General features: G+C 68.9%; 12 protein-coding genes. 9 read left to right on the top strand and 3 right to left on the bottom strand.

Annotated elements, in window-relative coordinates; translation table 11 throughout:
- Window positions 1-12 precede the first annotated feature (12 nt).
- From paaK to BKA24_RS09845, 8 genes are all read left to right on the top strand, one after another.
- On the top strand, window positions 13-1,332 hold the full coding sequence (gene paaK / locus BKA24_RS09880; RefSeq protein WP_184217595.1) for a phenylacetate--CoA ligase PaaK: 1,320 nt from the start codon (window positions 13-15) through the stop codon (window positions 1,330-1,332).
- A 64-nt stretch (window positions 1,333-1,396) separates the two neighbouring features.
- On the top strand, window positions 1,397-2,371 hold the full coding sequence (paaA, locus tag BKA24_RS09875; protein WP_184217593.1) for a 1,2-phenylacetyl-CoA epoxidase subunit PaaA: 975 nt from the start codon (window positions 1,397-1,399) through the stop codon (window positions 2,369-2,371).
- The gene (paaB, locus tag BKA24_RS09870) at window positions 2,371-2,676 is read left to right on the top strand and encodes a 1,2-phenylacetyl-CoA epoxidase subunit PaaB (protein WP_184217591.1); all 306 of its coding nucleotides are present in this window, start codon (window positions 2,371-2,373) and stop codon (window positions 2,674-2,676) included. Before paaA ends, paaB begins: the two co-directional genes overlap by 1 nt.
- The gene (gene paaC, locus BKA24_RS09865) at window positions 2,676-3,500 is read left to right on the top strand and encodes a 1,2-phenylacetyl-CoA epoxidase subunit PaaC (RefSeq protein ID WP_184217590.1); all 825 of its coding nucleotides are present in this window, start codon (window positions 2,676-2,678) and stop codon (window positions 3,498-3,500) included. The genes paaB and paaC overlap by 1 nt, the downstream gene beginning before the upstream one ends.
- Window positions 3,494-3,982, top strand: coding sequence for a 1,2-phenylacetyl-CoA epoxidase subunit PaaD (gene paaD / locus BKA24_RS09860; RefSeq protein WP_184217588.1), 489 nt, complete (start codon window positions 3,494-3,496; stop codon window positions 3,980-3,982). The genes paaC and paaD overlap by 7 nt, the downstream gene beginning before the upstream one ends.
- A 37-nt stretch (window positions 3,983-4,019) precedes the next feature.
- Entirely contained in the window at window positions 4,020-5,147 is a 1,128-nt protein-coding gene (paaE, locus tag BKA24_RS09855; RefSeq protein WP_425488718.1) for a 1,2-phenylacetyl-CoA epoxidase subunit PaaE, read from the top strand.
- 7 nt (window positions 5,148-5,154) lie between these two features.
- Window positions 5,155-5,925, top strand: a complete 771-nt coding sequence (locus BKA24_RS09850; protein WP_184217584.1) for an enoyl-CoA hydratase/isomerase family protein — start codon at window positions 5,155-5,157, stop codon at window positions 5,923-5,925.
- A 63-nt stretch (window positions 5,926-5,988) separates the two neighbouring features.
- Window positions 5,989-7,311, top strand: a complete 1,323-nt coding sequence (locus BKA24_RS09845) for an MFS transporter (protein ID WP_184217582.1) — start codon at window positions 5,989-5,991, stop codon at window positions 7,309-7,311.
- Window positions 7,312-7,449: 138 nt separating this feature from the next.
- Here the strand turns inward: BKA24_RS09845 and BKA24_RS09840 are convergent, their stop codons facing one another.
- The gene (locus BKA24_RS09840) at window positions 7,450-8,118 is read right to left on the bottom strand and encodes a hypothetical protein (protein ID WP_184217580.1); all 669 of its coding nucleotides are present in this window, start codon (window positions 8,116-8,118) and stop codon (window positions 7,450-7,452) included.
- Between the two features lie 101 nt (window positions 8,119-8,219).
- Here BKA24_RS09840 and BKA24_RS09835 point away from each other — a divergent pair, with 101 nt between their 5' ends.
- A complete protein-coding gene (locus BKA24_RS09835) occupies window positions 8,220-9,152 on the top strand; it encodes an AEC family transporter (RefSeq protein ID WP_184217578.1) in 933 nt (310 codons plus the stop codon).
- A gap of 3 nt (window positions 9,153-9,155) precedes the next feature.
- Here BKA24_RS09835 and BKA24_RS09830 read toward each other — a convergent pair whose 3' ends face one another.
- Window positions 9,156-11,138, bottom strand: a complete 1,983-nt coding sequence (locus BKA24_RS09830; protein WP_184217576.1) for a prolyl oligopeptidase family serine peptidase — start codon at window positions 11,136-11,138, stop codon at window positions 9,156-9,158.
- A gap of 2 nt (window positions 11,139-11,140) precedes the next feature.
- On the bottom strand, window positions 11,141-11,902 hold the full coding sequence (locus BKA24_RS09825; RefSeq protein WP_184217574.1) for an SDR family oxidoreductase: 762 nt from the start codon (window positions 11,900-11,902) through the stop codon (window positions 11,141-11,143).
- Window positions 11,903-11,934: the final 32 nt, after the last annotated feature.

Here is an 11,934-nt window from a genome sequence, read left to right as displayed (position 1 = left end):
CAAGGAGAAGCGATGTCGAAGACGACCACCGCCGCACCCGCCGCCCACACCGCGGGCCCGTCGACCCCGCCCGACGAGATATCCTCGGCGCAGCTGCAGGCTCTGCAGCTCGAACGCCTCCAGTGGACCGTCCGTCATGCATGGGAGAACGTGCCGCTGTACCGCAGGAAGTTCGCGGAGGTCGGCGTCACCCCCGCCGATATCCGCAGCCTCGACGACGTGCGCCGGCTGCCGTTCACGACCAAGGAGGATCTGCGCGAGACGTACCCGTTCGGGATGTTCGCGGTCGCTCCCGAGCAGGTTCGGCGCATCCACGCCTCGTCGGGGACGACGGGTCGTCCCACGGTCGTCGGCTACACCGAAGGCGATCTCGAGCGATGGGCCACACTCGTCGCTCGCTCCCTCCGGGCGGCGGGCATCACCTCCGGGATGCGCGTGCACAACGCCTACGGGTACGGGCTGTTCACGGGCGGACTCGGAGCGCACGCCGGCATCGAGGCGCTCGGTGCCACCGTGATCCCGATGTCCGGCGGACAGACCGCCCGGCAGGTCCAGCTGATCCGCGACTTCGAACCCGCCGCCATCCTGTGCACGCCGAGCTACCTCCTGACGATCGCCGATGCGATGGAGGCCGCCGGTATCGATCCCCGGTCGACGTCGCTGCGCGTGGCGGTCCTCGGCGCAGAGCCGTGGACGAATGAGATGAGAGCCGAGATCGAGCGGCGCCTGGCGATCGACGCGGTCGACATCTACGGGCTCAGCGAGGTGATGGGGCCGGGAGTCGCGAGCGAGAGCGTGCTCACGAAGGACGGACCGCACATCTGGGAGGACCATTTCCTCCCCGAGACGATCGACGGGGAGACGGGGGAGCGGGTCGCCGACGGCGAGCTCGGGGAACTCGTCTTCACCTCGCTCACAAAGGAGGCGTTCCCCGTCATCCGTTACCGGACGCGCGACCTCACCAGGCTGCTCCCGGGTACGGCATACCCCGCCATGCGGCGGATCGAGAAGATCACCGGGCGCAACGACGACATGATCATCCTCCGCGGCGTGAACCTCTTCCCGACGCAGATCGAGGAGTTGGTGATGGGAATCGAGACGCTGACTCCCCACTTCATCCTCGAGCTGACCAAGCAGGACCGGATGGACACGATGACGGTGCGGATCGAGCGGCATCCCGCACTCGACAGAGAAGTGTGCGAGGCCGCCGCGAAAGTGCTGCAGCAGCGGATCAAGGTGCACATCGGAACGACCGTCGACGTCGTGCTGGAGGAACCCGGCGTACTGCCGCGCAGCGAGGGCAAGTACAAGCGCGTCTACGACAATCGCTGACCCATTGCCGTGGTGAGCGCCCGCGGCTAGACTTACTGAACGATCGTTCTGGAAAGGATCGACGATGACTCCTTCGCCCGACCTCAGCCTCGTGACCGACGAAGCCGACGAGCAGTCGCACTTCGACGAGCTCATCGCCGCAGAGCAGCGGATCGAACCGCGCGACTGGATGCCGGCCGCCTACCGGAGGACCCTGATCCGTCAGATCTCGCAGCACGGGCACTCCGAGATCATCGGCATGCAGCCGGAGGGCAACTGGATCACCCGCGCGCCCAGTCTCAAGCGCAAGGCCATCCTGATGGCGAAGGTGCAAGACGAAGCCGGGCACGGCCTCTACCTCTACTCCGCCGCGCAGACGCTCGGAATCACCCGGGATGAGATGACCCAGCAGCTCATCGACGGCACGGCGAAGTACTCGTCGATCTTCAACTATCCGACGCCGACGTGGGTGGACATGGGCGCCATCGGCTGGCTCGTGGACGGAGCGGCGATCGCGAATCAGGTGCCGCTGTGCCGCGCGTCGTACGGCCCGTATGGCAGGGCGATGGTTCGGATCTGCAAGGAGGAGTCGTTCCACCAGCGGCAGGGATTCGAGATCCTCTTGACCATCATGCGGGGGACGGATGCGCAGCGCGAGATGGCTCAGGATGCGGTCGATCGCTGGTACTGGCCGAGTCTCATGATGTTCGGCCCGCCCGACGACCAGTCGCCGAACTCCGCGCAGTCGATGGCATGGAAGATCAAGCGCTTCTCCAACGACGACCTGCGTCAGCGCTTCATCGGAATGGTGGTGCCGCAGGCTGAGATCCTCGGCGTCACCCTCCCCGATCCGGAGCTCCACTACGACGCGGATGCCGGTCGCTGGAACACGAGCGAGATCGACTGGACAGAGTTCCATGAGATCCTCGCCGGCCGCGGGCCGATGAATGCCGTCCGACTGCAGAACCGGCGGGCGGCACATGAGGACGGCGCCTGGGTCCGGGATGCCGCGGCGGAATACACCCGCAAGCATGCGGCGCGGACGGCGGAGGTGGCCTGATGGCGACGCCAGGATCGCAGACCGGGGAGACCTGGGCGCTGTGGGAGGTGTTCGTCCGCGCCGGCCGGGGTCTCAGCCACGTCCACGTCGGATCGCTCCACGCACCCGATGCCGCTCTCGCACTCCGCAACGCGCGCGACCTCTACACCCGCCGGAACGAAGGGGTGTCGATCTGGGTGGTGCCCTCCGACGCGGTCACGACGAGCGACCCCGACGCGAAGGGCGCCTTCTTCGAGAGCCCCGCAGGCAAGAACTACCGGCACGCCGTCTACTACACGGCCTCCGAGGGGGTGCCGCACCTGTGATGACAACGGATGACCTGCACGGCGACGTCACGGTCGACGCGCTCGAGCTGGCGGCCGAACTGAGTGGCGCCGAGGGGCACGCGGCATCCGCCGATCTGGCGGAGTACGCGCTCCGCCTGGGAGACGACGCCCTCGTGCTGTCGCAGCAGCTCGCCGGGTGGATCGCCCGAGCGCCCGAGCTCGAGGAGGACGTGGCCCTGGCCAACATCGCCCTCGACCTGCTCGGACACGCACGGTCCCTGCTGCGATTCGCGGGCACCTGGGACGGCCGAAGCGAGGATGATCTCGCTTACTTCCGAGACGAGTCGGAGTACCGCTCCGCGTGGCTCTTCGAGCAGCCGAACGGCGACTTCGCGCACACGATCGCGCGCCAGCTCGTCGCCTCGGTCTACATGTTCGAGCTCTACAGCGCACTCGCCTCTTCGAGCGACCCGACACTGGCCGCCATCGCGGCCAAGGCGGTCAAGGAAGTCGACTACCACCGCGACCACGCCGTGCAGTGGACGCTCCGACTGGGGGACGGCACCGAGGAGTCCCAGCGACGCATGACGGTGGCGCTGCGCGATGTGTGGCCCTACGTGGGGGAGCTGTTCGTGGATGACGAGCTGATGGACCGGCTCGGCGACGCTGCGGTCAGGTCGTCTCAGCTGCGCTCCCGCTTCGACGACGTGATCGCCGAGGTGCTCCGCGAGGCCACGCTGACGGTCCCCGACGTCCCCGCAGCGATGGGCGCGGGCCGCTCGGGCGGTCACTTCCCGACGCTCGGCTACCTCCTCGCGGAGATGCAGGTGCTCGCACGCCAGCACCCGGGGGCGACATGGTGACCACGGCTGCCGATGCATGGCGCGTGGCTGCGTCAGTCCACGATCCCGAGGTGCCGGTTCTCACGATCGAGGATCTCGGCATCCTCCGCGACGTGCGGGAGGACGCCGGTCGGGTCACCGTGACGATCACTCCGACGTACTCGGGGTGCCCGGCGATGGACACGATCACCCAGGACCTGGAGCTGGCGTATTCGGCGGCCGGCTACGACCGCGTCGACGTGGTGACGGTGCTGGCTCCCGCCTGGACGACGGACTGGATGACCCCCGAGGGCAAGCGCAAGCTCGAGGCCTTCGGCATCGCGCCCCCGACGGGGCGGGGGGCCGTCCCCGCAGGACCGATCCGGGTGGCCCTCGCGGTGCGGTGCCCGCGCTGCGGGTCGCTGCGCACACGTGAGGTGTCCCGTTTCGGCTCCACCTCGTGCAAGGCGCTGTTCGAATGCCTCGGATGCCTCGAGCCCTTCGACCACTTCAAGGTGCATTGACATGGCGGAGGCTCAGGCGATGACGGACTCTGCGGCTATGGCGGATGTGCTCGTGGCGAATGCGGTCGGAGGTGAGGGATCCCGTCGCACGCGAGCCCGCTTCCACGCGCTGACCGTGAGCGCGGTCCGCCCGCTGACAGCGGATGCCGTGGAGGTGTCGTTCGCGATCCCCGAGGAGCTCGCCGCGGTTTACCGCTTCCTTCCCGGTCAGTATGTGGCGCTGCGCACGACGCTCGAGGGTGAGGAGGTCCGGCGCTCCTATTCGCTGTGCCGACCGCCGAACCGGGAGTCGATCAGCGTCGCGATCAAGCGGGACCACGGCGGTCGCTTCTCGACGTGGGCGCAGGACGGTCTGCGTCCGGGTGACGTCCTCGACGTCATGAGCCCGCAGGGCGGATTCACGTCCACTCTCGACGACCTCGAGGGCGTCCACGTCGCGGGCATCGCCGCCGGCTCGGGGATCACCCCGATGATGGCGCTCGCGACGACCGTGCTCGCGCGGTCGTCGACGTCGCGGTTCACGCTCGTCTACACGAATCGGTCCACGAAGGACGTCATGTTCGTGGAAGAGCTCGCCGACCTGAAGGACCGGTATCCGTCACGGCTCGCACTGCATCACGTGCTGTCGCGGGAGCAGCGCGCGGCCCCGGTGCTGTCGGGGCGCATCGACGAGGAGCGGCTCGGACGGATCCTCGACGGGCTCGTGCGACCCGAGACCGTCGACGAGTGGTTCCTCTGCGGTCCGCTCGAGCTCGTGAGTCTCTGCCGGGACGGTCTCGGCGCGCGCGGAGTGAGCTCCGATCGGGTGCGGTTCGAGCTCTTCTCGACCGGGGAGGAGAAGCGCGGACCGAGGCGGCCTGTCGTCGTGCGCGACGACGCCCCCACCGTCACGATCGAATTCACCCTCGACGGGCAATCCGCGACGGTGGAGAGCCCCGTCGACGCCAACGAGTCGATTCTGGATGCCGCGCTCCGGGTCCGTCCCGACGTGCCCTTCGCCTGCGCCGGGGGAGTGTGCGGCACCTGTCGCGCCCGGGTGATCACCGGGTCGGTGAACATGACCGACAACTATGCGCTGGAGCCCGACGAGCTCGAGCGGGGGTACGTGCTGACGTGCCAGTCGCATCCGACCACCGACCGTGTCACGGTCGACTACGACAGCTGAGGCCCCGATGATCGATCTCCAGGTGCGGGGCGATGTCGCACACGTCCGCCTCGACAACCCCGCGAAGCTGAACGCGCTCGACGAGCAGGCGGTGCGGGATCTGCACGACGCCTATCTCGAGGCGGAGCGGGCGGGAGTGCGCGCGCTCACGCTGACAGGGGAGGGGCGGGCGTTCTGCGCCGGTCGCGACATCAGCGACGTGGATCCGCGTGACGACGACGTCCTCGGGTTCCTCGACGGTCTCGTCTCGCCCCTGCTCCGCACCATGGCGCAGTTCCCGGCTCCGACCTTCGCGGCCGTCCAGGGGGCGGCGCTCGGCGTCGGTCTCGGGCTCCTCATCGCGACGGACGTCGTCTACGTCGCGGACGATGCGAAGATCGGCTCGCCGTTCGCCGCACTCGGGGCGACGCTCGACTCGGGCGGGCACGCGCTCTTCTTCGAGCGGCTGGGGGCGCATCGGGCCCTCGACCTGATCTACACCGGCCGGCTCATGTCCGGCGCGGAGGCGGTCCTCGCGGGCCTGTTCTCCCGGTCGTATCCGGCTGCGGATCTCTCTTTCGCCGTGCAGGATGCCGCGGTCGCCGCGTCTGCGGGAGCGACGCAGGCGTTCCTCGCCAGCAAGCGACTCATCGCGCAGCTGCGCGACGAGCGGGTGGGCCTGTGGGACGCCCTCGCGGCGGAGACGCGCGCGCAGGCGGCGCTGTGCGACACCGCTGACTATCGCGAGGGCTTCGCCGCGTTCCAGGAGAAGCGTCGCCCCGGATTCCAGGGTCGCTGACCCGTTCCCTGTCCCCGCGGGAGGGCTCGTCCCGCACCTCGCACCATGAACGATGGAGTTCCCATGGCAACAGTTGCATCCGCTCGACCCCGCGTCCGTTCGGCCACGACCAGAGAGGAGCGGAGGGTCCTCGCGGGCACCCTCGTCGGCACCTCGATCGAGTGGTACGACTTCTTCATCTACGCACAGGCGGCCGGCCTCGTGCTGGCGCCCCTGTTCCTCGCGCCCCTGGCGGAGGCGAACAGGGGAGCGGCGCAGGTGCTCTCGTTCGCGACCATCGGCATCTCCTTCCTGTTCCGTCCGCTCGGCGCGGTCGTCGCGGGGTGGCTGGGGGACCGGATCGGCCGGAAGAAGCTGCTGGTGTTCACCCTCGTCATGATGGGCGTCTCCACGTCGCTGATCGGCGTCCTTCCGACTTATGAGGCGATCGGCGTCGCCGCTCCGATCCTGCTCATCACCCTCCGCATTCTGCAGGGCTTCTCCGCGGGAGGGGAGTGGGGTGGCGCTGCGCTCCTCTCGGTCGAACACGCGCCGGCGGGACGACGCGGATTCTTCGGCGCCTTCCCGCAGATCGGCGTACCGGTCGGCATGATCCTGGCCACCGCCACCCTGTGGATCCTGACGTCGTCCATGACGCCGGAGGCGTTCCTGGAGTGGGGCTGGCGCGTGCCGTTCCTGCTGTCGATCGTGCTCATCGTGGTGGGATACGTGATCCGCCGCGCGGTGGAGGAGAGCCCGGTCTTCGAGGATCTCCTGCGTCGACGCAAGGAATCCGCTGCACCGCTCGGTCAGCTCTTCCGGGGAAACTGGCGTCAGGTCGTCCTGACGGCGGTGGTCTTCATCGGCAACAACGCCGCCGGATACCTGCTGATCGCGTTCTTCTCCACGTACGCGGTGGCCTCACTCGGCATGGATCGACCCACGGTTCTCCTGGCGACCGCGCTCGCATCGTTCGGATGGCTGGGCTTCACACTGTGGGGCGGTCGGATCTCCGATCGGCTGGGTCGAGTGCGCACCTTCCAGATCGGCTACCTGGTGCTCGCCGTCTGGGCCGTGCCGATGTGGTTCCTGATCGACACGGGGGAGATCGCCTGGTACTTCGTCGCCCTGTTCGTGATGACCTTCGGGCTCGGGCTGTCGTACGGCCCGCAGGCGGCGTTGTACGCCGAGATGTTCCCGGCGAACGTCCGATACTCGGGCGTCTCCATCGGCTACGCGCTGGGGGCGATTCTGGGCGGCGCGTTCGCGCCGATGATCGCGGAGGCGCTGTTGAACGCGACGAAGGCGTCGTGGACGATCGGTGTCTACATCGCGATCGTGTCGGTGATCTCGCTGATCGGCGTCAGCCTCATCAAGGAACCCAAGGGCGTCGACCTGCACGCATGAGGGGAGGTGCGGTGCTCGCGGAGCTTCTGCGAGCACCGCACCGACGGGGAGTCGCTCCACGGTTGCCCGTCGTCCGAGTTGACATAATGTGCATTATCGGAGGCCCGGAAAGACCGGCGCGAAAGCGTTCGTCGTCTCTCAGAGCGGTTTGACGACGAAGCGAGCAGTCACCTGGGATACCGCAGGGTCGACCGCGATCTCGGCACTGACCCGTGCGCCGTGGTACTCACGCTCCGCGAGTGCTGCGCGGTACGGCATCCCGTCGGCTGACCGCGATCGCGCCGTGAGGTCGTCGCGCAGCGCATCGAGGTCGTCTGGTGTGAAGCCCCACTCCGACGTCACGTCGGCGACCTCGGCGTACGCGGCGGTCCAGGCGCCGTCGTTGTCGGTCAGCAGCTCTACCGCCGCGACCCGATCGTCTTCGCTGACGACGGTCACCGAGCGGACGAGGTCGAGGTCGATCACGCCGTCCGCGCCGAGCATGATCGCGTTGATCGGCACGATCGGCTCGAAGGTGCGCGATCCGTCGGAGTCCAGGCCCAGCGACCGCGCCGACTCCGACGCATCGCGGAGTTCCACCTTCATGTACCCGTCGCGAGTGAGGTAGTCGATGCCCGTTCCGGTGAAGACAGACATGCCCTTCGCGGAGTGCTGATCGGCGGCCGCGGTGGGTTCGGGCGCACTCCACCAGGAGTCCTGCATGACGTTCGCCGCAACGACGAATCCCGCGCAGATGACCGCCACCACGGTGATGGGGACCCACGAGAGGATGCGCCGGCGTATCCGGCGCCGGTCGGCGGTGCTCACCCCTCCATCATCCCTCACGGCGTGGTGGCGGTCCCGACAGCGTGCACCGAGGGCTCCTCCCCCGGTCTCCTGCGCTGCGGCGGTCGGCTTAGGCTCGAAGGGTGCTCGAAGTGCTGACCGGATTCGTCGTGGTCGGCGTCGCGATCACCGTCGGGTGGGTGATCGGCCGCATCGACCTGCTCGGTCCCACCGGCGGCCAGGTCCTCGGGCGCCTGACGTTCTTCGTCCTCAGTCCATTCCTGCTGTTCGTGGTGCTGTCCGAAGCGGATGTGAGAACCCTCTTCTCGGCGTTGCTCCCCGTGTCTGCCCTCACCGCCGTCATCGTGTTCCTGCTCTATGCGCCGATCGCGCGATTCTTGTGGCGACGCAGCGCCGGCGAGACCCTCATCGGCGCGCTCTCCGCCGGACAGGTGAACTCCAACAACATCGGCATCCCGCTCTCGTTGTACGTGCTCGGGAGCGCGGCTTTCCCGGCGCCCGTCATCCTCTTCCAACTCCTCGTGCTGACCCCAATCACGATGGCCATCTTCGAGGCCGTGACCTCCAGCAGCTCTCGGCGCCCATGGCCCATCATCAGGCGAACCATCACGAACCCGATCGTCGTGGGGTCGGCGCTGGGAACGCTCGCCGCCGCGCTCGAGCTGCGCCTGCCCGCGATCGTGATGGATCCGCTCCATCTCGTGGCGAACGCCGCCGTGCCGGTCCTGCTGATCAGCTACGGCATCTCCCTGCACGGCCAGCGCGTGCTCGGGCCCTCCGGTCGGCGGCGCGACATCCTCGCGGCGACGGCGCTGAAGCTGATCGCCATGCCGGTGGTCGCGTGGGCCCTCGCGACATTCGCGTTCGGACTGTCGGCGCAGGAGGTGCTCGTGGTCACCGTGCTCGCCGCGCTGCCGACGGCACAGAACGTCTTCAACTACGCGCAGCGGTACCGGGTCGGCGAGACCATCGCGCGCGACACCGTCTTCCTGACGACGATCGGGTGCGTGCCCGTGCTGTTCCTCGTCGTCGTCCTCCTCGGGCCCGCGACCTGACGATCAGTCGGCGGCGCTGAGCGTGACGGGCAGATACCGCGCCCACCACTCCAGGACGGCATCGAAACGCTCCACACGGTGGCGGGGCTGGCCGGAACGGGTCAGTTCGTGGTTTTCACCCGGGAAGATCAGCATCTCTGCGGGCGTCCCCTGGCGGCGCAGGGCGGAGTAGTAGCGCGTCGCCTGCTCGAGCGGGCAGCGGAAATCGAGCTCTGCGTGCACGACGAAGGTCGGGGTCGTCACCTGGTCGACGACGGCCATCGGGCTCTGGGCCGCCATCTGCGCCGGCTCCTCCCCCACGTACTCGTGGCCGAAGAACGACCCGATGTCGCTCGTCCCCGCGAAGGAGACCGGATCGAGGAATCCGCGCTCGACGATGGCACCCGCGAAGCGGTGATCGTGCGCGATGGTCCACGCGGTGAGGTAGCCGCCGTAGGAACCACCCATGATCCCGACGCGCGCACCGTCGAGGCTGTCGTCTGCGTGAACGGCTGCGTCCAGAAAGTCCAGCACGTCGTGCATGTCGAGCGTCCCCATGCGGTGACGGATGCTGCGCCCGTGAGCCCGTCCGTAGCCGGCGCTGCCGCGCGGGTTGCAGTAGACGACCGCGTACCCCGCCGTGACCAGCGTCTGAACCTCGTCGAACAGGTGTATGCCGTATTGGGCATACGGGCCACCATGGATCATCAGGATGACCGGATGCGGACCTTCGCCCTGCGGCGTCGCGACCCATCCGTGCACCGGGTATCCGTCGCGCCCGCTGATCTCCGCCTCGACCGGGGTCACGACGTCCGTCGCGCGGGCGCTGGCGCCGAAGTCGGTCAGAGACCCACTCCCGACGAGCTCCAGCTCGCCCAGCGAGCCCGGGCGGGAGACGGCGACCACGATGCGATCGCCTCCCACCGCATGACCGTTCACCTCGACGTCACCGTCCACGACCACCTGACGGGAGCCGTCCCGACCGAGACGCTCGAGATGCACGCGCCCACGGGCGCGGCGGTGAACGAGGAAGTCGTCCCCGATGGCGGTGACGTGCGATCCGACCTCGCCGAGGTCGACGCTCTCCGCGTCGGTCACAGGGGCGGGGCCGTCGGGGCCGAGGAGCCACAGGCCGACCCCCGGGGCGACGAAGTCCGTGCCGGAAGGGCCCACGTCGGATGCGAGCAGCGCGACCGTGCCGTCAGCGGCGATCGCCACCTCCGACACCGAGAGGCGTGCAGCTGTCGACAGCACGTCACGGACGGCGCCGCTGTCCACGGAAACCGCGATCACGTGGGAGGCCAGGTCGCGGGCGTCGAGTTCGATCTCCTCCGTGACGGTCAGCACCTCGGCGCCGTCCGGCGTGAAGACAACCCCACTGTGGGAAGCCGTCCCCGACGTGAGGGCACGGGCCTGCGCCCGGACGGCCCCTGCGTCGGGGCGGATGCCGACCGCGGCGGCGGGCTCGTAGAGAGGCTCCCCCGCGATGTCGGGCACGTCGATCACGAAGAGGTGCGCGGGCCGATCGGCGATGTAGCCGAGGCCGTTGGCGTGCCAGCGAACGCCGGTCACCCGCCGCGGGGATTCCGCCGTGGCATCCAGCCCGTCGATCGAACCGTATCGGCCCTCCTCGACGACGCGAGAGAGGTATGCGAAGCGGGTGCCGTCGGGTGACCAGGCGTAGTCGGACACGCCACCGGGCGCGTCGGTCGCTTGAACCGGCTCGCCACCGGCGACCGGCAGAACGTGGATCTGCGGCTTGCCCTTCGCGTCCGCGCGCAGGAAGGCCACGACGGCGCCGTCGGGGCTGAAGCGCGGAGCGGCGTCGGCCACACCCTGCGTGAGTCGCCGGGGCGTCCCGCCCGGGAGGTCGACCCGCCACAGCTGACCGACGTTCCGGTTCGCGGCGACGTCGGGCCGGGAGGTGGCGAAGACGGCGACGGTGCCCGCGGGGTCGACGGTCGGGCGTCCGACCGTGACGAGGGTCTGGATGTCGAGGGGCCGCACGATCAGGCGCCGAACGAGCTGACGTCGCCGATGAGCCGCGTGTTATCTGCCGGGACCGGCTCGACGGCGGCGAGGGCGACCTCGGCCGCGAACTCCGAGACGTTGTAGAGCTTGCCTGCCGATTCGCGGCGTGCCTCGATGGCGCCGGGGTTGGCACGCTCGAGGAGGGTGGCAGTGATCGTGCCCTCGATCATGTCACCGGAAACGACGACGAACTCGATGCCCGCCTCGGTCAGCGCGGGGATCCGCTCGCGGAGGGCGTCTTCGCCGGCCCGCTTCGAGCGCGCGACCGGCTCGTACTCGGGCATGGTCGGCGTGGTCTCGATGAAGTGCGCCTGGTGGCTGGTCACGAAGACGACCCGTCCGCCCGCAGGGATCAGCGGGGTGGCCGCCTCGAGGACGCCCACCTGCGCGTCGCGGTTCAGTGTCAGCGCGTAGTCCGCAGCCATGCCACCCTCCATCCCGCCGGAGGCGTTCAGGACGAGCACGTCGAGAGCGCCGAAGCGCTCTTCGACGGCGCGGAACATCTCAGCCACGGATGCCGCATCGGTCAGATCCGCTCCCACGGTGAGCACCTCGACGCCGAGTTCACGCAGCTCCGCAGCGAGCTTCTCGGCCCGCGGAGCCTTGTTGCGGAAGTTGATGACGACGTTCGCCCCGGCCTGAGCGAGGTAGCGCGCGGTGTCGGCGCCGATGCCTCGCGAGGACCCCGTGACCAGAGCGGTCTTCCCTGCAAGCGAGCCGGACGGAAGCGGGTGGGACATGAGATCTCCTGCGGGTGGGGACGGGCGACGCG

It is taken from the genome of Microbacterium marinum, from assembly GCF_014204835.1.
Classification (GTDB): Bacteria; Actinomycetota; Actinomycetes; order Actinomycetales; family Microbacteriaceae; genus Microbacterium; species Microbacterium marinum.
The sequence above is the reverse complement of the archived record's forward strand: the minus strand, read 5'-3'. Positions and strand labels throughout refer to the sequence as shown.